Origin of the sequence: Streptomyces sp. NPDC058157 (genome assembly GCF_042884105.1) — a bacterium.
In the GTDB taxonomy this organism is placed as follows: domain Bacteria; phylum Actinomycetota; class Actinomycetes; order Streptomycetales; family Streptomycetaceae; genus Streptomyces.
This window is the reverse complement of the sequence record NZ_JBHVUQ010000140.1, coordinates 1-20,978: the sequence shown is the minus strand read 5'-3', so window position 1 is coordinate 20,978 and position 20,978 is coordinate 1. Positions and strand designations below refer to the sequence as shown.

Sequence of the window (20,978 nt, the reverse complement as noted above, 5' to 3'; positions counted from 1 at the left end):
GTCTGGGGGCGGAGCCCCCAGGGGGCCGGGGCGGAGCCCCGGAGAACAGGTGAAGGGCGGGGCGGGGAGACAGCCACGCGCAGCGGAGCCCCAAGGGCGGGGCCGGGGGCGGGTCGGTACCTGAGAGAATGGCGGCATGGCTTCTGACCGTCCCCGCGCTCTCTCCGGCATCCAGCCCACCTCCGGCTCGTTCCACCTCGGGAACTACCTCGGAGCGATCCGCCAGTACGTCGCCCTCCAGGAGACGCACGACGCCTTCTACATGGTCGTCGACCTGCACGCGATCACCATGCCGCAGGATCCCAAGGACCTCCGCGCGAACACCCGCCTCTCCGCCGCGCAGCTGCTCGCCGCCGGGCTGGACCCCGAGCGCTGCACGCTTTTCATCCAGAGCCACGTCCCCGAGCACGCGCAGCTCGCCTGGGTCATGAACTGCATCACCGGCTTCGGCGAGGCCAGCCGGATGACCCAGTTCAAGGACAAGTCCGCCAAGGGCGGGGTCAACAGCGCCAGTGTCGGCCTGTTCACGTACCCGATCCTCCAGGTCGCCGACATCCTGCTCTACCAGGCGAACGCCGTCCCCGTCGGTGAGGACCAGCGCCAGCACGTGGAGCTGACCCGCGACCTCGCCGAGCGGTTCAACCACCGCTACGGCCAGACCTTCACCCTCCCCGCCGCGCACATCGTCAAGGAGGTCGCGAAGATCTACGACCTCCAGGACCCGTCGATCAAGATGTCGAAGTCCGCGTCCTCCCCGAAGGGTCTGATCAGCCTCCTCGACGAGCCCAAGGCCACCGAGAAGAAGATCAAGAGCGCGGTCACCGACACCGAGGCCGAGATCCGCTTCGACGCCGAGAACAAGCCCGGCGTCAGCAACCTGCTAACGATCTACTCCACCCTCACGGGCGAGTCGATCCCCGCCCTGGAGGCCGCGTACGAGGGCAAGGGCTACGGTGCGCTCAAGACCGACCTGGCCGGTGTGATGGTCGACTTCGTCACACCCTTCAAGCAGCGCACCCAGGAGTTCCTGGACGACCCCGAGAGCCTGGACGCCGTGCTGGCCAAGGGCGCGGAGAAGGCCCGGGCGGTCGCCGCCGAGACCCTGGCGCAGGCCTACGACCGCATCGGATTCGTCCCCGCCAAGCACTGACGGGTCCTGGGCCCCTGGCGGCCGAGGGGGTGCTGCCGCCACACTGAGGCGGCAGCACCCGATGCGAGCACACCACACAGCCAACGCGCGGAGGAGATCACGTGGGGACCGTAACGCTCGGCGTTTCGATCGCGGTCCCGGAGCCGTACGGCAGCCAGCTCCAGCAGCTGCGCGCCGGCTTCGGGGACGCCGCCGCGCACGGCATCCCCACGCACGTGACCCTCGTGCCGCCCACCGAGGTGGAGGCCGACCGGCTGGCGGCGATCCGCGCGCACCTCGCCGAGGTCGCCCGCTCCTTCCCCTCCTTCGCGATGCGACTGGAGGGGACGGGAACCTTCCGGCCCCTCTCGCCGGTCGTCTTCGTCCGGCTCGCCGAGGGCGTCGAGGGCTGCACCAGCCTCCAGGGCCGCATCCGCGACCCCGAGGGCCCCATCAGCCGCGAGCTGGCCTTCCCGTACCACCCGCACGTCACGGTCGCCCACGGGATCTCCGAGGAGGCGATGGACCGGGCCTTCACCGAGCTGGCCGACTACGCCGCCGGCTGGCAGTGCCAGGGCTTCGCCCTCTACGAGCAGGGCTCGGACGGGGTCTGGCGCAAGCTCCGCGAGTACCCCTTCGGCACCGCCGCGACCGCCGTCCCGGCGCAGTCGGGTCCGGCCTCCGCCGACACCGCCATACGGCGGTCCTGACGCGAAGGCCGCGGGCCCCGGAACACGCGGTGGGCGTGGAACCGGAGCCTTCGCAGGACCAGGGCGCGGAACGGTCGGGACGACTCGGGACGAAAAGTCACAAACGACGACCGTAGTGCCCGAAAGCGGCAATCCTGGCTATTTCCGGCAGCTCATTTACGGTGGCCCCCATGGACTGGCTGAAGAAACTCCCCGTGATCGGGCCGCTCGTGTCCGCCGTCATGCGGACCCACGCCTGGCGTTCGTACGAGCTCCTCGACCGCGTGCACTGGTCCCGCCTCGCCGCGGCGATCACCTTCATCAGCTTCCTCGCCCTGTTCCCGCTGATCACCGTCGCGGCCGCCGTCGGCGCCGCACTGCTCAGCCAGGACCAGCTCGACCGGCTCCAGAAGAACCTCGGCGAGCAGGTCCCGGGCATCTCCGACCAGCTCGACCTCCCCGGTCTCGTCGCCAACGCCGGCACCGTCGGCCTCGTCGCGGGCGCCCTCCTCCTCTTCACCGGCATCGGCTGGATCGCCTCGATGCGCGACTGCCTGCGCGCCGTGTGGGAGAAGGACGACGAGGACCAGGGCAACCCGGTCGTCCGCAAGGGCAAGGACGCCCTCGTCCTGCTCGGCCTCGGCGGAGCGGCCCTGGCCTCGGCCGCCGCCTCGATCATCGGGTCCACCGCGGTCGGCAAGTTCGCGGAGCTCCTCGGCATTCCGCGCGAGGGCGCGGGCGGCGTGCTGCTGCGGGCCGCGGCCTTCCTCGTCGGCGTCCTCGCGGCCTTCCTGCTCCTGCTCTACCTGCTGAGCCTGCTGCCCGGCGTCGAACCGCCGCGCGCCCGCCTCATCCAGGCCGCGCTGATCGGCGCGGCCGGCTTCGAACTGCTGAAACTGCTGCTCAGCGGCTATATGCGCGGGGTCGCCGCCAAGAGCATGTACGGGGCCTTCGGCGTGCCCATCGCCCTCCTCCTGTGGATCAACTTCACGGCGAAGCTGCTCCTGTTCTGCGCCGCCTGGACCGCGGCCCGCGACGACCAGGAGGAGGGTGTTGCACGGTAGTGACGATTCCTCTATCGATCATGACCGTGTGCTCCGTCAGACTGGGGGCATCGCACAGCGCGGGGCCGAACCGGGGGGCCGGAGGGGGTACCGCGCGAGTCGCGCTTCTTTCGCCACCGCTCTTGCCGTCCCTGGGGGGACCACCATGTCCACTGTCTTCGCATCCGCCGTTTCCGCGCGCCGCCTCGCACTCGGCACCGCCGTCGCCGCCGCGTTCGCCGCCACTCTGCTCACCCCGTCCGTCGCCTCCGCCGCCGACGCCCCGCGCGGCGGCGCAGCGGACTGCGTCGCGTCGACGACCATCCCCTCCCGGTTGGGCGGTATGACGGTCGAGCTGACCAACAGCCTCACGGCCGGCCCGAAGGCCGTGCTCAAGGACGAGGGGGGCAAGGCGGTGGCCACCGTGGACCGTGCCCACCCCGAGGACCTCAGCGTCGGCATGAAGATCAAGAACGCGGCGAGCCTCAGCCCGGTCTTCCTCGACCGCTCCCAGGGCGGTCCGACGCCGTGGCGTGAGACGCCGTTCCCGGCCCTTCCGCACGCCTGCGTGACGATCGGGGAAGGCGCGGACAAGGAGGCCGGCCCGGTCGTCGTCACCGGCAAGTGCTCCGTGTCGCAGGTGGTCCCCTCCGTGTTCGACCGCATGACGGTCCAGCTGACCAACAGCCTCACGGCCGGCCCGAAGGCCGTGCTCAAGGACGAGGAGGGCAAGGCGGTGGCCACCGTGGACCGCGCCCACCCCGAGGACCTCTCCAACGGCATGAAGATCAAGAACGCGGAGACCGCCGGCCCGGTCTTCCTCGACCGCTCCCAGGGCCCGGCGCCGTGGCACGAGACGGCCTTCCCCAAGCTCCCCAAGGGCTGCACGACCGGGAACACCGGCACGGGCACGGGTACGGGTACCGGTGCCGGCACGGGTACCGGGACCGGCACCACGACGACCTCCACGACCAGCACGAACTCCGCGACCACGACGACCGCCACCCAGACCAAGGTCGTCCCGGCCGGCGGTGTGGCCGCGGGTGCCGAGGTCGACGGCGGACAGGACACCGCGATGCTGGCGGGCGGCGCCGCCCTCGCCCTGGCCGGCGCCCTCGGCCTCGGTCACGTGGTCCGTCGCCGCCGCGCCGGGGTCTGACACCGGTGACCGAGCCCAGCGCCGAGGCCGCGGCGGCTCCGCCCGCCCCCGCGGCCTCCCGCCGCAGGCTGCGCTGGATCGCGGCGACGTCGGCGGCCGCGGTGGCCGCCGGCGGCTGGCTGGCCGTCAACGCCGTGCGCGCCGACACGGCGGTGGCCGGCCCCACCCCGTCCGCGCACGTCTCCGCCGCACCGCCCGCACCGGCCACGAGCGTGCCCGGTGCGGCCGCCTCGGCGTCCGCGTCCCCGCCCGCACCGCTGCCCGCCGCGCGGCCCGTGCGGGTGCGCATCCCGGCCGCCGGCGTCGACACCGCACCCGTGCTCGAACTCGGCCTGTCCGCCGACGGGACCGTCCAGGTGCCCTCCGTCGCCCAGGCCGACCGCATCGGCTGGTACCGGGAGGGCGTCACCCCCGGCCAGACCGGACCGGCCGTCCTGATCGGCCACTTCGACACCGCCGAGGGCCCCGCGGTCCTGAAGGACGTGGCGCGGGTGCGCACCGGCGACACCGTCACCGTCGACCGTGCCGACGGCTCCACCGCCGTCTTCGCCGTCCGCGCCCTGGAACAGGTGGACAAGGAGCACTTCCCCACCCAGCGGGTGTACGGCGACACCACCCGTCCCGAACTGCGCGTCATCACCTGCGGCGGCGACCTGCGCGCGGGCCACCGCCCGGACAACATCATCCTCTACGCCGATCTGGTGACGTCCTCCGGAAGCGGGGCTTCTGGCGGTTAGGAGCCCTGGCCCCGGCGGCCGCGCGGCCAGCGGCGGTTGACCGCGTAGGCGCCGGCCGCCAGTACGGCCAGGGCCCCGGCGGCGACGCCGAGCGCGGTGCCCAGGCCGCCGCCGCTCGCCGGCGGGCCGTCCGCCACGGGGGTGTTCTCGTGGGACTTCGCGGGGGAGCCGAAGGGGGTGGTGTCCGCGCTCTTGGGCGGCACCAGCTCGCCGACCGGCTTGACCTTGCCGCTCGCGGCGAAGCCCCAGTCGAACAGCGCGGCGGTCTCCTCGTAGACCGAGTTGAGCCCGCCGCGGTCCGGGTTCATCACCGTGACCAGCAGCTTCTTGTCCCCGCGCTGGGCGGCGCCGGTGAAGGTGGAGCCGGCCATGGTGGTGTTGCCGTTCTTCACCCCGGCGATGCCCTTGTACGGGCTGATCCCGCCGGCGCCGGTCATCAGCCGGTTGGTGTTCTGGATCTCGAAGTACTCGCGCGGCTTGCCCGCCTCCTGCAGGCCCGGGAACTTCGCCTGGGCGGTGCCGCAGTACTCGCGGAAGTCCTGCTTCTGGAGTCCGGAGCGGGCGATGAGGGTGAGGTCGTAGGCGCTGGAGACCTGCTCGGGGGCGTCGTATCCGTCGGGTGAGACCACGTGCGTGTCCAGGGCCTGGAGCTCCTCGGCGTGCGCCTGCATGTCCTTGACGGTCTTGTCGACGCCGCCGTTCATGGCCGAAAGAACGTGCACGGCGTCGTTCCCGGAGCGCAGGAACACCCCGAGCCACAGGTCGTGGACGGAGTAGTCGTGGTCCTCCTTGACCCCGACCAGGCTGCTGCCCGGGCCGACGCCGTCCATGTCCTGGCCGGTGACGTGGTGGACCTGGTCCTTGGGGAGGGCGGGGAGCACGGTGTCCGCGAAGAGCATCTTCAGGGTGGACGCGGGGGGCAGCCGCCAGTGCGCGTTGTGGGCCGCGAGGACCTCGCCGGTCTCGGCGTCGGCCACGATCCAGGACCGGCCGCTGATGTTCGCGGGCAGGGCGGGAGCGCCGGGCAGGAGGTTCACCTGGGTCCCGGGCCGGCCGAGCAGGGCGCCGCCGACCGTGGACATCGACGGCGGCGGGGCGGGAGCCTGCTTCTGCTGCGCCTTCCCGTCCGCCGGCGCGGGCGGAGCCGTCGCGGCACGCGCGGTCGAGGACGGGACGAGCACCGCCGGAACCAGCAGGGCGGCGGAAAGGACCGTCAGCGCGGTCTTCTTGGCAGACACGCAGGTGAACGTACCTGCCGATGAGCCGACCGGCGTCGCGGACCGGCCAACCGTGGCGAACCACCCCCGGGACGGCCCACCCCGCCGCGTCCGTCCTGGGGACGAATCCGATACTGGGGACATGAAACTCAGCCGCACCGCGTCCTGGTTCCTCGCAGCGTTCGGAGCTTGGTCCTGGGTGATCTGGTCCACGTTCGTCAAGAACCTCTTCAATGACGCCAGCGGTCTGGCTTTCGATGACGGTCGGCCCACTGCGTACTTCTGGGTCCACCTCCTCCTCGCGGTGACCTCCTTCCTCCTGGGGACGGCCGTCGGTGTGATCGGGTTGCGTAGCCTGCGCGTACTGCGGCGTGCATCACGATGACCGTGTTTGTGGTGATTGTTGCGGTCGTCGCGGTCCTCGCGCTGCTGGGGCTGGTCCATCGGTGGCTGTGGGTGCGGCTGGTCCGTGACACCACCCGCCCGGGCGGGCCCGCGCGGCGGGCCGGGACGGTCCTGGCGTTCGCGCTGCCGCTGCTGTCGCTGGCCGCCCTGCTCGCGGGCCGGGCCGGCGCCCCGTTCTGGCTCCAGCGGGTGGTGGCCTGGCCGGGCTTCATGTGGCTCGCGGTGCTGCTGTACCTGACGCTGGCGATGCTGGTGGCGGAACCCCTCCGCCGCGTGTGGCTCCGCCGGATCGCCCGGAACACCGCCGCCGGGGCGGCGGCCGCCACCGCCGCCCCGGCCACGGATGCCGCGCCCGGCGGCGGCCTCGCCGCGCAGCCGCCGCCAGGTCCGGACGGGCCCCGGCCGAAGGAAGGGGCGGGGAGGGGAACGGCCCCGCAGGGTCCCGCCGCGCCGGAGGCCGACGCCCCGGCGCCCGAGGCCGTCCCGGCGACGGCAGCGGTCCGTGTGCAAACCCCGGCGGGGACGGCCGCGTCGCAGCCCGCGGTTGCCGGGGCGGGAACGGCCCCGCAGGGCCCCGAGGCCGCGGGCGGGGTGACGCGGCGGGTGTTCGTCGCGCGGACGCTCGGTGGGGTCGCCGTCGCCGCCGCCGGGGTGACCGTGGGGAACGGGGCGTACGGGGTGCTGCGCGGGCCGCGCGTCAAGCGGGTGCAGGTGCCCCTCGCCCGGCTGCCCCGCGCGGCCCACGGCTTCCGGATCGCCGTCGTCAGCGACGTCCACCTCGGCCCGATCCTGGGCCGCGCCCACACCCAGCGCATCGTCGACACCGTCAACCGCACCCAGCCCGACCTCATCGCCGTCGTCGGGGACCTCGTCGACGGCAACGTCCACGACCTCGGCCCCGCCGCCGAACCCCTGCGCCAATTGCGCTCGCGCCACGGCAGCTTCTTCGTCACCGGCAACCACGAGTACTTCTCCGGCGCCCAGCAGTGGGTCGACCACGTCCGCGAACTCGGCCTGACCCCGCTGGAGAACGCCCGCCGCGAGCTGCCCCACTTCGACCTCGCCGGGGTCAACGACGTGCAGGGGGAGAAGGAGGGCAAGGGCCCCGACTTCCAGGCCGCCCTCGGCGACCGCGACCGCTCCCGCGCCTCCGTGCTCCTCGCCCACCAGCCGGTCGTGATCGACGAGGCCGTGCGCCACGGCGTCGACCTCCAGCTCTCCGGCCACACCCACGGCGGCCAGCTCTGGCCCGGCAACTACCTCGCCGAACTCGCCAACCCGACCGTCGCGGGCCTGGAGCGGTACGGGGACACCCAGCTGTACGTCTCCCGGGGCGCGGGCGCCTGGGGGCCGCCGGTCCGGGTCGGCGCGCCGTCCGACATCACGGTCGTCGAACTCGCCTCATACCACACCTGACGGCCGGCGACCGGGACAAAACGCCCCTTCCCGTGGCCGGATTTCCGTGATTGGCTGGCCGACGGCCGTCCGATAGTCGGATCGACGGTTCGTATGACGGGGATTCAAGGGGCTGGGGATGGCGATGGGGTCTGTCCGCACGAAGGTCATCGCGGTCGGGCTGGTCCTCGCCGCCGCGGGCGGGGTGGCCGCCTGGAAGCTGCTGCCCCTGGGCGAGGAGAGCCACGGCGCCATCCGGGTCGGGACCACCGACGCCGTCTCCGCCCTGGACCCGGCCGGGGCTTACGACGCCGGCTCCTGGGCGCTGTACAGCAACGTCTACCAGTCGCTGATGACCATCAAGTCCGGCTCCGACACCCCGGTCCCGGACGCCGCGTCCTCCTGCGCCTTCGTCGGGCAGAAGCTCACCACCTACCGGTGCGAGCTGCGCTCCGACCTGACCTTCGCGGGTGGCCGCCAGGTCACCGCCGAGGACGTGAAGTTCTCCTTCGACCGCATCAAGCAGATCAACTCCGACCAGGGCCCGGCGCCGCTGTTCAACACCCTGGAGTCGGTCAAGGCCGAGGGCCGCAGCGTCATCTTCAACCTGGCCGCACCCGACGCCACCTTCCCGTTCAAGATCGCCACGGGCGCCGCCTCGATCGTGGACAAGGAGCAGTACCCGGCGAAGGCGCTGCGCACGGACGGCAAGGCCGACGGCTCGGGCCCGTTCACGCTGAAGGCCTACAAGGCCGGCTCCACCGCCGAGCTCAAGCCCAACGCGGCGTACAAGGGGCAGGCCAAGCCCGCCAACTCCGCCGTCACCGTCCGGTACTTCAAGGACTCGGCACAGCTGGACCAGGCCTGGAAGGACCACCAGATCGAGGTGGCGCACCGGGACATGCCCCCGTCGGTGCTCGCGGGCCTCAACCCGGGCCTGAAGGACACCCGCTACCAGACCTCCGGCGGCACCGAGGCCCGTCACATGGTCTTCAACGTCCGCCCCGGCTCCGCCGTCCAGAAGCCGGCCGTCCGCCAGGCCATGGCCGCCGCGCTGGACCGGTCGAAGATCGCCGCCGACGTCTACAAGGGCACGGTCACCCCGCTGTACTCCCTCGTCCCGGCCGGGATCGCCGGGCACAGCACGCCGTTCTTCGACACCTACCCCGCGCCGAGCGGCGCGACGGCCCGCAAGCTCCTCACCGACGCGGGCGTCGCCGTGCCGGTCTCGCTCACGCTGGGCGTCAACACGCGCGGCGCGAACGTGGCCGAGGCCGAGGAGATCAAGCGGCAGCTGGAGTCCACCGGGCTGTTCCAGGTCCAGGTCAAGCAGGTCGAGGCCTGGGAGGACTTCCAGAAGGCCTACGCGGCGGGGCAGTTCGACGCTTACACCATCGGCTGGATCGCCGACTTCCCGGACGCGGACAACTTCCTCGCCCCGCTGGTCGGCAAGGACTCCAGCATGAACAACGGCTTCTCCGACAAGGCCGTCGAGGACCTCATCGCCCGCACCCAGTCCTACCAGGACCGCGGAGAGGCCTCGAACGACTTCCACGAGCTCCAGCGGGTGGTCTCCCAGCAGATCCCGCTGCTGCCGATCTGGCAGAAGAAGGACTACGTCCTCTCCCGCGAGGCCGTCACCGGCCTGCAGTACCTCTCCGACGGCACCGGCGTGTGGCGCCTGTGGGAGCTCAACTGGCTGTAGCCGGTCCGAGGGTGTCCCCGTGGGCCACCAGGAGCGTGCGCAGGGCGGTGGCGAGGGTGTCGCAGTCGCCCCGGTCCAGGGGGGCCAGCAGCCGTGCGTAGTGCGCCAGGTGGTCCACGATGACGGAGTCCGCCAGGGTACGGCCCCGCTCGGTCAGGCGGATCCGCACCGAGCGGCGGTCGGCCCCGTCGCGGACCCGTTCCACCAGGCCCTTGGCCTCCAGGCGGTCGATCCGGTTGGTGATCGCGCCGGAGGTCACCATGGCCGCCGGGATCAGCGCCCCGGCGGTCAGCCCGTCCGTGGGGCCTGACCGGCGCAGGGTCATCAGTACGTCGAACTCGCCGACTTCCAGGCCGTGCTCGGCGGTGAAGTCCTTCAGGTACTTGTCGATGATCCGCGTCATGCGCTGGATCCTGGCGAGCACCTCGACGGGCCACAGCGCGTCCGCCAGGTCGGGGCGCTCCTTCTGCCACTGCCCGGCGACCGCGGCCACCATGTCCTGATCCCCACGGGTGTTCTCCATACCCGAAGAATACCTCAACGTTAAGACACTTGACGTTGAAGGAGTCTGCCTGCTTTTATCTCAACGTTGAGATTGTCAAGCTTGAGGCATCAGGGGAGTGGGCATCCATGACGGTCAGCGAGACCACCGACACCACCACCATCACCACCGGCAGGGGCGCCGCCGGCGCCGCGCCCGAGGCTCCTCCGCGCGGCCCCGTCCCGGTCCTGTGGCTCGCCCTGCTCGCCACGCCCATCGCCGCCGGGGCCAACGCGCCGGTGCTGATCCTCCCGGACATGGCCCGCTCCCTCGGCGTGGCCGACGCCACCGCCGCCCAGCTGCTCACCGCCTTCGGCTGGGCCATGGCCGTCGGCACCCCGCTCATCGCCGGACTCCTGCGCCGCCGCGGCCTGGCCGCGGTGCTCCGGCTGGCCACCGTCCTCGTCCTGGCCGGCACCGCGCTCGTCGCCGTCTCCCCCTGGCTCCCGCTCACCCTCGTCGGCCGCTGCGCCCAGGCCGCAGGAGGCGCCGGATTCGTCGCGGCCGCGATGAGCCTCGCCGGGTCCGCCCGCCGGATGGGCGTGATCAGCGCCGGCTTCGGCATGCTCGGTGCCTCCGGGCCGCTGCTCGGCCGGACCCTCGCGGACGGCGCCTCCTGGCGGCTCGCCCTCGCCGTCCAGGCGGTCTCCCTGCTCGCGGTACCCGTGGTCCTGCGCCGCGCCGGCCACACCGCCCCCGCCCCCGCGGGCCGCTTCGACGCCCGCGGCGCCGCCCTGCTGACCGCGTTCGCCACCGCCCTCGTCCTGCTGCCGACCCAGCCGCTCGCCGCCCTGGGTGCCGCGCTCGCCGCCGCCGTCCTGCTCGCCCTGCACGTACGCCGCCGCCCCGACGGGTTCGTGCCCGCCGCGCTGCTGCGCCGGCCCGTCTTCGTGATCTCGGCGCTGCTCGCGCTGGCCCTGTCGGTCTCCTACTTCACCCTGCTGTTCTCGGTGCCCCGGCTGCTCGCCGACCGCGCCGGATGGGACGCGGCCTCCGCCGGGGTCTGGCAGCTGGCCGCCCTGCTCACCGGCTCCGCCCTGTCGTGGCTGCTCGCCGCCGCCTCCGCCCGGATGGGCCGCGCGACCGTCCGCACCGTGCTCGTCGCCGCCGGAGCCGCCGCCGCGCTCACCGGGATCCTCGCCTCCTCCGGCCCGCTGCTGGTGGTGGCCACCGGGATGGCCGTCTTCACCGCCAGCGCCGCCAACGCCGTCCTGTCGACGCACGCCGTGGCCTCCGCCCCCGACGAGGCCCACCGGCCCAGCGCCATCGGCCTGTTCACCCTCTGCTACCAGCTCGGCGGCGCCTTCGGCCCGGCGATCGCCACCCTCCTCGTCCTCGGATCCTGAGCACGGGACCCGGCCGGGCGGGCGGGAGGCGGCCGGTCCGCCCCCCCCGCCCGCGGCGCCGTTTCAGGACCGCGCCGCGGCGTCGAGCGGCGGGACGGTCTCGGCGGGGGAGGGAGGCCCCGGCGGGGTGCCGTCCCCGAACGGGCGCCCGCCCAGGGCCTCCCGGCCGTGCGGGGTGAGCCAGCCCGAGGGGTCGGGGCCGGCGGGGACGATCCCGGTCGGGTTGACGTGCGCGTGGACCACGTAGAAGTGCTGCTTGATGTGGCCGAAGTCGACGGTGTCCCCGAAGCCGGGCGTCTGGAACAGGTCCCGGGCGTAGGCCCACAGCACCGGCATCTCGGTCAGCTTCTGCCGGTTGCACTTGAAGTGGCCGTGGTAGACGGCGTCGAAGCGCACCAGCGAGGTGAACAGCCGCACGTCCGCCTCGGTGATCGTCTCCCCGACCAGGTAGCGGGAGTGCTCCAGCCGCTCGGAGAGCCGGTCGAGCCGGGCGAAGAGGCGCCCGTACGCCTCCTCGTACGCCTCCTGCGATTTGGCGAACCCGGTGCGGTACACGCCGTCGTTCACGTCGGCGTAGATCTCCTCGCCGACCGCGTCGATCTCCGGCCGCAGCGCGAGCGGATACAGGTCCGGCGCGCCGTCGCGGTGGTACGCCGACCACTCCGTCGCCAGGTCGAGGGTCAGCCGCGCGTAGTCGTTGGTGACCACCGCACCGCTCGGCACGTCCACGATCGCCGGCACCGTGACGCCCCGGTCGTAGTCGGGGTCGCGGGCGAGGAAGGCCTCCTGGAGGCGCTCCATGCCCAGCACCGGGTCGCGGCCGCCCGGGTCGAGGTCGAAGGTCCAGCTGCGCTTGTCGTGCGTGGGCCCGGCGATCGCCATGGGCAGGGCCTTCTCCAGGCCCAGGAGCCGGCGGAAGATCACCGTGCGGTGGGCCCAGGGGCAGGCGCGGCTGACCACGAGGCGGTAGCGGCCGGGCTCCACCGGGAACCCGTCGCGGCCGTCGGCGGTGATCCGGGTGGTGATGTAGCGGCTGTCGCGTGAATACCCCTTGGCGGGGCCTACGTTGCTCATCCCTGGGCCATACCCACCACCCGGTGGGGCGAGCGGCCGCTCCACCGGCGCTCCGCCGCCCCTCGTCCCCGCCCGTCCCCCTGGCCCCCCCCGGCCGCCCGGCCCCGCTCAGCCTTCCGCGGGATCCGGGTCCGAGGCCCGCCTGCCGCCCCGCGCGACCGCGGTCTGGGCCATGCCCGGCAGGAAGTCCGCGAACAGCTCGTGCACCTCCCGCACCAGCGGCCGCAGCACCCGGAAGCGGGCCAGGACGATGCCCCGGGTCGTCAGCTGGGCGCCCCGCTCGGCGAGCCGGCGGGTCTTCTCGCTCTCCGGGGAGCGGTCGAAGACCCAGTACAGGACGAGGCCCATCTGCGAGAGCCACATCAACTCCGGCAGCACGTCGGCCAGCTCGGCCGGCACCTTGGTCTTCGTCCCGGCCAGCACCTCGCGGTGGATGTCGATGGCCGCCTGCCGCGCCGGTTCCGATTCCGGGGAGAACGGGCTGAGCGGACTCTCGGGATCCGCCGCGTTCTTGAAGAACTGGGAGGCGAACTCGTGGTACGGCGCGGCGATGTCCAGCCAGCTCGTCAGCACCCCGGCGAGCCGCTTCTGGAGGTCGGTCTCCTGGTCCAGGATCGGCCGGACGGCCGCCTGGTGGGCGGCGCTGATCCGGTCGTAGAACCCCTGGACCAGGTGTTCCTTCGATTCGTAGTAGTAGTACGCGTTGCCGACCGAGACCCCCGCCTCCTTGGCGATGGCCCGCATGGTCGTCTTGTCGAACCCGCGTTCCTGGAACAGACGGAGCGCGGTTTCGAGGATGAGCGTGCGGGTCTGCTCGCTCTTGGGAGCCTTCTGATCTGTCACGGTGTCCGACCTTATCGGGGAGCCCGGCACTGGTCGTCACAGGCCGCTTCCCCGGGCTCCGCTTCGGACTTGGTCCGGACCGCGTGCCGGACGGCGGCGGCCGTGTGCATCGCGGCCTTCGCGAAGGGCCGGCCGGCCGGGGTGGCCAGCCACTCGGCTTTCGCCCGGTACCCGGCCAGCGCCCACAGGCACATCACGAAGGCGTCCGTCCCGCGCCACACCTGCCCCTGGTCCCCGACCACGGTGATCTCGCGGAGGGTCTGGGCGTGGGCGAGCTTCGGGAACCGCCGCCAGGCCTGGGCGGACGCGGCCGGCACCAGCCGCAGCGGGACCAGCTGGCGCTGCTTGACCAGCCAGTTCCGGATGTGCACGCACACCGGGCAGTCGCGGTCGTAGAGGACGGTCAGGTACCGGACGGGCACCGGCTCCTTCGCCTGCTCGGCCACGGCTCAGGCCCCGGCCGGAGCGGTCCACCCCTGCGGGGCGACGGGCGGCACCGGCGGCAGCTGCGCGGCCTGGCGCTCCATGATCCCGCGGCGGCGCATCCGGCTCAGCACCCACACGTTGCCCAGGTGCATGACGCCGAGCACGAGCAGGACGACGCCGAGCTTCACCGACAGGGCCTCGAACAGCCCGCGGGCCTCCAGGATGGTGTCGGCCGAGCGCAGGTAGAGGGTCACGAAGCCGATGTTGACCAGGTAGAACCCGACCACCAGGAGGTGGTTGACGGCCTCGGCGAGCTTCTCGTTGCCCTGGAGCACGTCGGCGATGAAGATCCGCCCGTTGCGGCTGAGGGTGCGGGCCACCCAGACGGTGAGCCCGATGCTGACGAGCAGGTAGATGACGTACGCGACCACGGTGAGGTCCATTGCCCCAGCCCCTTTGAACGTGTTCAACTGCTGACGTCTCCGACTGTAGACGTTCTTTTGAACACGTTCAAGCCTCTGTCGCGGGGAATCCTCACCCGGACTTGCGCAGCCCCAGCGGGTGGTCGGGCGCGAGGTGGTTCGCCAGGGCCACGAGCACCTCCGTGCTCGCGTTCTGGACGGTGCTGCCCTTGCCCTGGGTGCTCACCGTGGCGATCGCCAGCTTCTTCGCCGGCAGGTAGGCCACCGTCGCCGCGTACCCGGCGAAGGACGGGTTCTGCAGGATCCAGTCGCCCTGCACGGCCAGCCCCAGGGCGTACGAGACACCCGGCTGGACCGTCGAGACCGGCGTGAGCTGCGCCTTGTGGGACTCCGGGCTCAGCAGCTTCCCCTCGCCGATCGCCGTGAAGGACTTCGCCATGTCCGTCATCGTGGACGTCATCACCGCCCCCGGCGCGATCGTCCACGACGGGTCCCAGTACGTGGAGTCCTCGAACACCTTGCGCTCGTTGTCGAAGGCGTGCAGGACCGGCGCCGGGATCTCCGCGGTGGACGGGTTCGAGGTCCCGGTCAGCCCCAGCGGCCCGATGATCTCCTCGCGCATCACCTCGGCCAGCGGCCGGCCCCGCACCTTGCCGATGATGTCGCCCAGGATCTGCCAGTTGCCGTGCGAGTAGGCGAAGCCCGAGCCCGGCGCCCGCACCAGGGGCTTGTCCACGGAGATCCGGATCAGCTCGTCCGAGGTCCAGTGCCGGAACGGGTTCTCGTACAGGGCGGCGAGGAACTTCGGGTCCCGGACGTAGTCGGAGTACCCGGAGGTGGTCGAGGCCAGCATCCGCAGCGTGATCGCGTCCGCGTGCGGGAGGTCGGGACGCCAGCGGGAGATGCTGTCGTCGAGCGAGACCCGGCCCTCGTCGACCAGCTTGAGCAGCGCGGTCGTCAGGTACGGGATCGCGACGGCCCCGTTGCGGAACCGCATGTCGGGGGTGGCGGGGATCCCGGTCATGGTCTCCCCGGCGGCGACCGAGGCGACCCGCTCGCCCCCGGTCCACACCTCGGCCATGGAGGCGGTGAGCTTGAACTTCGCCAGCGACTGCTGCACCTGCGCCCGCGCGAAGGCGGCGGCGTCCCCGGCCAGGCAGACCCCGCCCCGCGAGACCTGCCCGGCCGGGCAGTCCGCCTCGTCCCCGGCGGCCGCGGGCGTCCCGCAGCCGGACAGCAGGGAGGCCCCGAGGACCAACGGGAGCAGCATCGCGGGCTTCACGGAACGACGGCGCACGGGTGCCTCCAACGACTCGGAGCGCTTCCCCTCCCCTGCCCGGACCCTAGCCCCGCCCCCACCACCCGGCGCGCCGGACCGTCCGGGCGGGTGACGCCCCCGGAACGGACCGAGGCCCGCACCCCGGGAAGGGGTGCGGGCCTCGGGCTCCGGCGGGGACGGTCAGAAGCGGCGCGTGATCAGCGCGCGCTTGACTTCCTGGATCGCCTTCGTGACCTCGATGCCACGGGGGCACGCGTCGGTGCAGTTGAAGGTCGTGCGGCAGCGCCACACGCCGTCCTTGTCGTTCAGGATCTCCAGCCGCTGCTCGCCGGCCTCGTCACGCGAGTCGAAGATGAAGCGGTGGGCGTTGACGATCGCCGCCGGGCCGAAGTACTGGCCGTCGTTCCAGAACACCGGGCACGAGGACGTGCACGCGGCGCACAGGATGCACTTGGTGGTGTCGTCGAAGCGCTCGCGGTCCTCGGCGGACTGCAGGCGCTCGCGCGTCGGCTCGTTGCCCTTGGTGACCAGGAACGGCATGACGTCCCGGTACGCCTGGAAGAAGGGCTCCATGTCGACCACGAGGTCCTTCATCACCGTGAGGCCCTTGATGGCCTCGACCGTGATGGGCTTCTCCGGGTTGATGTCCTTGATCAGCGTCTTGCAGGCGAGCCTGTTCTTGCCGTTGATCCGCATCGCGTCGGAGCCGCAGATGCCGTGCGCGCAGGAGCGGCGGAAGGTCAGCGTGCCGTCCAGGTCCCACTTGATCTTGTGGAGACCGTCGAGCACGCGCTCCTTCGGGTCGATCTCGATCTGGAAGTCCTGCCACTCCGCCTCGGCCGAGACCTCGGGGTTGTAGCGGCGGATCCGGAAGGTGACCGTGATGTTGTGCGAGGCCGCGGCCTCGGCCTCCACCTTGTCGAGGGTCGGGGTAGCCATCAGTACTTACGCTCCATCGGCTGGTAGCGGGTGACGACGACGGGCTTGTAGTCCAGGCGGACGGAGTCCTTGCCGTCGGCGCCGACCTCGCGGTACGCCATGGTGTGGCGCATGAAGTTGACGTCGTCGCGGTTCGGGTAGTCCTCGCGGTAGTGACCGCCGCGGGACTCCTTGCGCGCCAGGGCGGACACGGCCATGACCTCGGCCAGGTCGAGCAGGTTGCCCAGCTCGATGGCCTCCAGCAGGTCCGTGTTGAAGCGCTTGCCCTTGTCCTGGACGGACACGTTCTTGTAGCGCTCGCGCAGTTCCGCGATCTTCTCGACCGCGGTCTTGATGGTCTGCTCCGTGCGGAACACCATCACGCACGCGTCCATCGTCTCCTGGAGCTCCAGGCGCAGGTCGGCGACCCGCTCGGTGCCCGTGGAGTTGCGCAGGTGCTCGACCAGGTCGGCGACCTGCTGCGCCGGGTTCTCCGGCAGCTCGACGTAGTCGTGCTTCGCCGCGTACTCGGCCGCCGCGATGCCGGAGCGCTTGCCGAAGACGTTGATGTCCAGCAGCGAGTTGGTGCCCAGGCGGTTGGCGCCGTGCACCGACACGCACGCGACCTCGCCGGCCGCGTACAGGCCCGGGACGACGGTGGTGTTGTCCGCCAGGACCTCACCCTCGACGTTGGTCGGGATGCCGCCCATGGCGTAGTGCGCGGTGGGCTGGATCGGGATCGGGTCCGTGTAGGGCTCGATACCGAGGTAGGTGCGCGCGAACTCCGTGATGTCCGGGAGCTTGGCGTCCAGCTGCTCCGGCGGGAGGTGCGTCAGGTCCAGGTACACGTGGTCCCCGGCCGGACCGCAGCCGCGGCCCTCGCGGATCTCGGTGTAGATGGAGCGCGAGACGACGTCACGGGACGCGAGGTCCTTCATGACCGGCGCGTACTTCTCCATGAAGCGCTCGCCGTCCTTGTTGCGGAGGATGCCGCCCTCACCACGGGCGCCCTCCGTCAGCAGGATGCCCATGCGCCAGATGCCCGTCGGGTGGAACTGGAAGAACTCCATGTCCTCCAGCGGCAGGCCGCGGCGGTAGCAGGCCGCCTGGCCGTCACCCGTCAGGGTGTGCGCGTTGGAGGTCACCTTGAAGAACTTGCCGGTGCCGCCGGAGGCGTAGATGACCGCCTTGGCCTGGAACACGTGGATCTCGCCGGTGGCGAGCTCGTACGCGACCACACCCGCGGACTTCTTCACACCGTCGACCTCGACCAGCAGCTGGTCCAGGACGTAGAACTCGTTGAAGAACTCCACACCCTCCTTGACGCAGTTCTGGTACAGCGTCTGGAGGATCATGTGGCCGGTGCGGTCCGCGGCGTAGCAGGACCGGCGGACCGGCGCCTCGCCGTGGTTGCGCGAGTGACCGCCGAAGCGGCGCTGGTCGATGGTGCCGTCCGGGGTGCGGTTGAACGGCAGGCCCATCTTCTCGAGGTCGAGGACCGCGTCGATGGCCTCCTTCGCCAGGATCTCGGCGGCGTCCTGGTCGACCAGGTAGTCACCGCCCTTGACCGTGTCGAAGGTGTGCCACTCCCAGTTGTCGTCCTCCACGTTGGCCAGCGCGGCGGCCATGCCGCCCTGCGCGGCGCCCGTGTGGGAGCGGGTGGGGTAGAGCTTCGTCAGCACGGCGGTGCGGCTGCGCTTCGTCGCCTCGATGGCGGCGCGCATGCCCGCGCCACCGGCGCCGACGATCACGGTGTCGTACTTGTGGATCTTCATTTGATTCGCCTCAGCCCCGTTGCCTAGCGGATGTTCGGGTCGAAGGTGAAGATCACCAGCGTGCCCAGAAGGATGGTGAACACCGTGGCGGTGTAGAGCAGGCCCTTCAGCCACAGCCGCGTGTTGGCGCGCTCCGCGTAGTCGTTGATGACGGTACGCAGACCGTTCGCGCCGTGCAGCATGGCCAGCCACAGCATCAGCAGGTCCCAGACCTGCCAGAACGGGGAAGCCCAGCGGCCGGCGACGAAGGCGAAGCCGACCTTGGACACGCCGCCGTCCAGCACCAGCTGGATGACGAGGTGGCCGATGACGAGGACGACCAGCACGATGCCCGAGAGGCGCATGAACAGCCACGCGGCCATCTCGAAGTTGCCGCGGGTCGAGCGCGGCGTCTTGCCGGTCCGCTTGCGCGGGGCCTCGATGTAGGGCGCCGGGTTGTCGGTGTCGTAGAGGGAGACGCCCTCCACGGAGCCGATCGCCTGGGCGGAAGAAGTGTCAGAAGACATGCGTGTCACTCCCCGAACAGAACGCGGTAGGCGTGGCCGAGGACCGGGAGGACGGCGAAGGCCATCGTCACGGCCCACAGGCCCACGACAGTCCAGAGCATCTGCTTCTGGTAGCGGGGGCCCTTGGACCAGAAGTCCACGGCGATGACACGGAGACCGTTGAGCGCGTGGAACAGGATGGCGGCGACGAGGCCGTACTCCAGCAGCGCGACGATCGGAGTCTTGTAGGTAGCCACGACATCGTCGTACGCCTCAGGGGAGACGCGGACGAGTGCGGTGTCGAGGACGTGTACGAACAGGAAGAAGAAAATGAGGACGCCGGTGACTCGATGAGCCACCCAGGACCACATTCCTTCCCGGCCGCGGTACAACGTTCCAGCCGGCACGGAAAACCCTCCGGAAGCGGGGCGGGGGCCAGCCGGCTTCTTTGTCGGTCGGGCCCGGCCGGGTACGGTCCACCGGCCCCGGACATCGTAGCGACGCTTCGTCGGTTCCCTCGCGCGGGGTCCTCTGGTGTGATCAAACAGGCACGGACGGCCTATCCCGCAGGGGCAAACAGGCCGAAATCGGCCGCCGATCGGCCGTCACCAGGCCCTGTGCCGCGCAGAGGGGACTGCGCGCCCGCCAGCCGGTCGAGCAGGCACAGCAGCCGGGAGCGGGCCACGAGCCGCAGTTCGTCGGCCGCGATCGAGCGCTCCTCGTCGATCTCGTGACCCATCCTCCGGCGGATCGCGGCCAGCAGCTGGCTTATCTGCTCCTCGGGCGGATGCCCGTCCAGGCAGATCACGAAGGCGTGCCCGAAGGTGCGCTCGTACTCCGCCCGGGCCGCGTCCAGCGCCACCAGCGCCGCGTAGGGCGCCCCGTGGCCCAGCTCCGCCGAGGACTCCCGGGCCAGCGCCTCGGTGAGGTCGCCCTGCGACAGGTCGTACGCCGCCTCGTCGCCCGCCGCCAGCAGGGACGCCGTGTCCGGGTAGGGGCGGTGGTCGGACACCCGCTGGGCCCAGCGGACGCTGCCGCAGCAGTGCAGCAGGGCCGTCCGCGCGTGCTCGGGCGGCAGCGAGTTGAACCGCGCCAGCCCGGCGCCCGGAGCGGAGACCGGGCCGCGGACCTGTGCCGGAAGGGGGCTGGACAGCGGAGGTCTCCTCGGGGCGCGGCGCGGGTGTACCGCCACGCTAGCGATCTCAAGGAGGCGGTGGCGTATGCATAAGGGGTTTTCACCCGGAAGTGAGCCGAAAGGATGACACCCGGGCCGGATTGAACCGGCCGAAGAGAGGGGAGGGCGACCGAGGCCGCCACCCCCCACAGGAGAGGCCCCGGCCGCCATCCGTCACGGGCTCGTGCGACAAGCCCGTATCTGTGTCAGCGTCCGGAGTGCGTTTTCTGTCACACCTCGCTCCGCGCAGGCTTGGTTGCTGGTTGTACAACGCGTGGACGAGAGGGACGCGAAAGCCGTAACGTGCGGATTTGCGCCACACGTACAGGACGTCGAACGGGTTGGGGACTTTGCTGGGGGACGACGCGGAGCTGACCGCCGCGGTGCTCGCGGCACAGGACGGCGACGAGAGCGCGTTCCGGACTGTGTACCGCGCCGTGCACCCGCGCCTGCTCGGATACGTACGCACGCTCGTCGGCGACGGCGACGCGGAAGACGTGACCTCCGAGGCATGGCTGCAGATCGCCCGCGACCTCGCCTCCTTCACCGGGGACGCCGACCGCTTCCGCGGCTGGGCGGCCCGGATCGCCCGCAACCGGGCCCTCGACCACATCCGCATGCGCGGCCGCCGGCCCGCCGTCGGCGGCGACGAGACCGAGCTGACCGGCCGGGCCGCCGACTCCGACACCTACGGCGAGGCCATGGAGGCCCTGTCCACGGGCCGCACCATGGCGCTGATCGCCCAGCTCCCGCAGGACCAGGCCGAGGCCGTCGTCCTGCGGGTGGTCGTCGGCCTCGACGCCAAGAGCGCGGCCGAGACCCTCGGCAAGCGCCCCGGCGCGGTCCGCACGGCCGCCCACCGGGGCCTGAAGAAGCTCGCCGAACTGCTGGGCGCCGACTCCGGGCCCGCGGGCGAGACCGAGGTCGGGGCGCGGGTCGGCCATAATGCCGGAGACCTGGCGCGGGACCGGGACCTCGACGCCGTACCGGCGCAGCGGGCACGGGCCAAGGACCTCGTGGAACGAACCGGTGTGACGCATTCACGTTGGCGGACGCAGAAGGACATGTGATGGCCGACGAGCACAAGGCGTGGCTGGACGGAGCCACGGCGGAGGAGCTGCTGAGCGGACGGGCCGCCGGCCCGGTCGGACCCGGCGCCGACCCGCGCGCCCGGGCCGAGGCCGCCCGACTGCGCGCCGCCCTCGACGCCCTGACC

General features: G+C 71.8%; 22 protein-coding genes. 10 read left to right on the top strand and 12 right to left on the bottom strand.

All coding sequences use genetic code 11. The features are described 5' to 3' along the window. Positions 1–136: 136 nt before the first annotated feature. The 5 genes from trpS to ACFVXK_RS27765 all read left to right on the top strand — a co-directional run bounded on the left by trpS (position 137) and on the right by ACFVXK_RS27765 (position 4,757). Positions 137–1,150, top strand: coding sequence for a tryptophan--tRNA ligase (trpS, locus tag ACFVXK_RS27785; RefSeq protein WP_389616397.1), 1,014 nt, complete (start codon positions 137–139; stop codon positions 1,148–1,150). A gap of 101 nt (positions 1,151–1,251) precedes the next feature. Continuing rightward, positions 1,252–1,839 (top strand): 2'-5' RNA ligase family protein, encoded by a 588-nt coding sequence (locus ACFVXK_RS27780; RefSeq protein ID WP_389616395.1) that lies wholly within the window; start codon positions 1,252–1,254, stop codon positions 1,837–1,839. A gap of 170 nt (positions 1,840–2,009) precedes the next feature. Then, positions 2,010–2,882 (top strand): YihY/virulence factor BrkB family protein, encoded by an 873-nt coding sequence (locus tag ACFVXK_RS27775; RefSeq protein WP_389616392.1) that lies wholly within the window; start codon positions 2,010–2,012, stop codon positions 2,880–2,882. A gap of 145 nt (positions 2,883–3,027) precedes the next feature. Next, positions 3,028–4,020 (top strand): hypothetical protein, encoded by a 993-nt coding sequence (locus ACFVXK_RS27770; protein WP_389616389.1) that lies wholly within the window; start codon positions 3,028–3,030, stop codon positions 4,018–4,020. A 5-nt stretch (positions 4,021–4,025) separates the two neighbouring features. Further along, on the top strand, positions 4,026–4,757 hold the full coding sequence (locus tag ACFVXK_RS27765; RefSeq protein WP_389616386.1) for a class F sortase: 732 nt from the start codon (positions 4,026–4,028) through the stop codon (positions 4,755–4,757). On the opposite strand, the gene ACFVXK_RS27760 is transcribed toward ACFVXK_RS27765, so the two are convergent. Continuing rightward, positions 4,754–5,995: a D-alanyl-D-alanine carboxypeptidase family protein gene (locus tag ACFVXK_RS27760; RefSeq protein ID WP_389616383.1), complete on the bottom strand. Its 1,242-nt coding sequence runs from the start codon at positions 5,993–5,995 to the stop codon at positions 4,754–4,756. The two genes, ACFVXK_RS27765 and ACFVXK_RS27760, sit on opposite strands and share 4 nt — an antisense overlap. 121 nt (positions 5,996–6,116) lie before the next feature. Between ACFVXK_RS27760 and ACFVXK_RS27755 the strand changes: the two genes are divergently transcribed. The 3 genes from ACFVXK_RS27755 (at position 6,117) to ACFVXK_RS27745 (ending at position 9,479) form a co-directional block, all read left to right on the top strand. Beyond that, positions 6,117–6,359, top strand: coding sequence for an SCO4848 family membrane protein (locus ACFVXK_RS27755; RefSeq protein WP_389616381.1), 243 nt, complete (start codon positions 6,117–6,119; stop codon positions 6,357–6,359). Beyond that, positions 6,356–7,795: a metallophosphoesterase gene (locus ACFVXK_RS27750; protein WP_389616378.1), complete on the top strand. Its 1,440-nt coding sequence runs from the start codon at positions 6,356–6,358 to the stop codon at positions 7,793–7,795. The genes ACFVXK_RS27755 and ACFVXK_RS27750 overlap by 4 nt, the downstream gene beginning before the upstream one ends. A 124-nt stretch (positions 7,796–7,919) precedes the next feature. After that, on the top strand, positions 7,920–9,479 hold the full coding sequence (locus ACFVXK_RS27745) for an ABC transporter substrate-binding protein (protein WP_389616403.1): 1,560 nt from the start codon (positions 7,920–7,922) through the stop codon (positions 9,477–9,479). On the opposite strand, the gene ACFVXK_RS27740 is transcribed toward ACFVXK_RS27745, so the two are convergent. After that, complete coding sequence (locus ACFVXK_RS27740) at positions 9,466–10,002, bottom strand: MarR family winged helix-turn-helix transcriptional regulator (protein ID WP_389616375.1); 537 nt, start codon at positions 10,000–10,002, stop codon at positions 9,466–9,468. The genes ACFVXK_RS27745 and ACFVXK_RS27740 overlap by 14 nt on opposite strands. 107 nt (positions 10,003–10,109) lie before the next feature. On the opposite strand from ACFVXK_RS27740, the gene ACFVXK_RS27735 reads away from it, so the two are divergent. Beyond that, positions 10,110–11,366 (top strand): MFS transporter, encoded by a 1,257-nt coding sequence (locus ACFVXK_RS27735; RefSeq protein WP_389616372.1) that lies wholly within the window; start codon positions 10,110–10,112, stop codon positions 11,364–11,366. Between the two features lie 63 nt (positions 11,367–11,429). On the opposite strand, the gene ACFVXK_RS27730 is transcribed toward ACFVXK_RS27735, so the two are convergent. From ACFVXK_RS27730 to ACFVXK_RS27685, 10 genes are all read right to left on the bottom strand, one after another. Continuing rightward, a complete protein-coding gene (locus tag ACFVXK_RS27730; protein ID WP_389616370.1) occupies positions 11,430–12,440 on the bottom strand; it encodes a glutathione S-transferase family protein in 1,011 nt (336 codons plus the stop codon). A gap of 108 nt (positions 12,441–12,548) precedes the next feature. Next, positions 12,549–13,283, bottom strand: a complete 735-nt coding sequence (locus ACFVXK_RS27725) for a TetR/AcrR family transcriptional regulator (RefSeq protein ID WP_389616367.1) — start codon at positions 13,281–13,283, stop codon at positions 12,549–12,551. Positions 13,284–13,294: 11 nt separating this feature from the next. Further along, complete coding sequence (locus ACFVXK_RS27720; RefSeq protein WP_389616364.1) at positions 13,295–13,729, bottom strand: thiol-disulfide oxidoreductase DCC family protein; 435 nt, start codon at positions 13,727–13,729, stop codon at positions 13,295–13,297. Between the two features lie 3 nt (positions 13,730–13,732). Further along, the gene (locus ACFVXK_RS27715) at positions 13,733–14,152 is read right to left on the bottom strand and encodes a hypothetical protein (RefSeq protein ID WP_389616362.1); all 420 of its coding nucleotides are present in this window, start codon (positions 14,150–14,152) and stop codon (positions 13,733–13,735) included. Between the two features lie 91 nt (positions 14,153–14,243). Next, positions 14,244–15,428, bottom strand: a complete 1,185-nt coding sequence (locus ACFVXK_RS27710) for a serine hydrolase domain-containing protein (protein ID WP_389616359.1) — start codon at positions 15,426–15,428, stop codon at positions 14,244–14,246. Between the two features lie 162 nt (positions 15,429–15,590). Beyond that, positions 15,591–16,349 (bottom strand): succinate dehydrogenase iron-sulfur subunit, encoded by a 759-nt coding sequence (locus tag ACFVXK_RS27705; protein WP_365154444.1) that lies wholly within the window; start codon positions 16,347–16,349, stop codon positions 15,591–15,593. After that, complete coding sequence (sdhA, locus tag ACFVXK_RS27700; protein WP_389616357.1) at positions 16,349–18,103, bottom strand: succinate dehydrogenase flavoprotein subunit; 1,755 nt, start codon at positions 18,101–18,103, stop codon at positions 16,349–16,351. Before sdhA ends, ACFVXK_RS27705 begins: the two co-directional genes overlap by 1 nt. A 23-nt stretch (positions 18,104–18,126) precedes the next feature. Next, positions 18,127–18,609 carry a succinate dehydrogenase hydrophobic membrane anchor subunit gene (locus ACFVXK_RS27695; protein WP_389616354.1) on the bottom strand — a complete coding sequence of 161 codons (483 nt, stop codon included), beginning with the start codon at positions 18,607–18,609 and terminating at the stop codon, positions 18,127–18,129. Positions 18,610–18,614: 5 nt separating this feature from the next. Continuing rightward, positions 18,615–18,995, bottom strand: coding sequence for a succinate dehydrogenase, cytochrome b556 subunit (gene sdhC, locus ACFVXK_RS27690; RefSeq protein WP_389616351.1), 381 nt, complete (start codon positions 18,993–18,995; stop codon positions 18,615–18,617). A 152-nt stretch (positions 18,996–19,147) separates the two neighbouring features. Continuing rightward, complete coding sequence (locus ACFVXK_RS27685) at positions 19,148–19,780, bottom strand: 2-oxo-4-hydroxy-4-carboxy-5-ureidoimidazoline decarboxylase (protein WP_389616348.1); 633 nt, start codon at positions 19,778–19,780, stop codon at positions 19,148–19,150. Positions 19,781–20,112: 332 nt separating this feature from the next. Here ACFVXK_RS27685 and ACFVXK_RS27680 point away from each other — a divergent pair, with 332 nt between their 5' ends. Next, positions 20,113–20,832 carry an RNA polymerase sigma factor gene (locus tag ACFVXK_RS27680; RefSeq protein ID WP_389616400.1) on the top strand — a complete coding sequence of 240 codons (720 nt, stop codon included), beginning with the start codon at positions 20,113–20,115 and terminating at the stop codon, positions 20,830–20,832. Positions 20,833–20,978: the final 146 nt, after the last annotated feature.

What these genes read in the sequence shown, in the direction of transcription:
- ACFVXK_RS27755 (WP_389616381.1), top strand. Translation starts at nt 6,117, where the DNA reads ATGAAACTCAGCCGCACCGCGTCCTGGTTCCTCGCAGCGTTCGGAGCT.
- ACFVXK_RS27735 (WP_389616372.1), top strand. Translation starts at nt 10,110, where the DNA reads ATGACGGTCAGCGAGACCACCGACACCACCACCATCACCACCGGCAGG.
- ACFVXK_RS27770 (WP_389616389.1), top strand. Translation starts at nt 3,028, where the DNA reads ATGTCCACTGTCTTCGCATCCGCCGTTTCCGCGCGCCGCCTCGCACTC.
- sdhA (WP_389616357.1), bottom strand. Translation starts at nt 18,103, where the DNA reads ATGAAGATCCACAAGTACGACACCGTGATCGTCGGCGCCGGTGGCGCG.
- ACFVXK_RS27745 (WP_389616403.1), top strand. Translation starts at nt 7,920, where the DNA reads ATGGGGTCTGTCCGCACGAAGGTCATCGCGGTCGGGCTGGTCCTCGCC.
- ACFVXK_RS27775 (WP_389616392.1), top strand. Translation starts at nt 2,010, where the DNA reads ATGGACTGGCTGAAGAAACTCCCCGTGATCGGGCCGCTCGTGTCCGCC.
- ACFVXK_RS27715 (WP_389616362.1), bottom strand. Translation starts at nt 14,152, where the DNA reads ATGGACCTCACCGTGGTCGCGTACGTCATCTACCTGCTCGTCAGCATC.
- ACFVXK_RS27740 (WP_389616375.1), bottom strand. Translation starts at nt 10,002, where the DNA reads ATGGAGAACACCCGTGGGGATCAGGACATGGTGGCCGCGGTCGCCGGG.
- ACFVXK_RS27750 (WP_389616378.1), top strand. Translation starts at nt 6,356, where the DNA reads ATGACCGTGTTTGTGGTGATTGTTGCGGTCGTCGCGGTCCTCGCGCTG.
- ACFVXK_RS27705 (WP_365154444.1), bottom strand. Translation starts at nt 16,349, where the DNA reads ATGGCTACCCCGACCCTCGACAAGGTGGAGGCCGAGGCCGCGGCCTCG.
- ACFVXK_RS27730 (WP_389616370.1), bottom strand. Translation starts at nt 12,440, where the DNA reads ATGAGCAACGTAGGCCCCGCCAAGGGGTATTCACGCGACAGCCGCTAC.
- ACFVXK_RS27695 (WP_389616354.1), bottom strand. Translation starts at nt 18,609, where the DNA reads ATGTCTTCTGACACTTCTTCCGCCCAGGCGATCGGCTCCGTGGAGGGC.
- trpS (WP_389616397.1), top strand. Translation starts at nt 137, where the DNA reads ATGGCTTCTGACCGTCCCCGCGCTCTCTCCGGCATCCAGCCCACCTCC.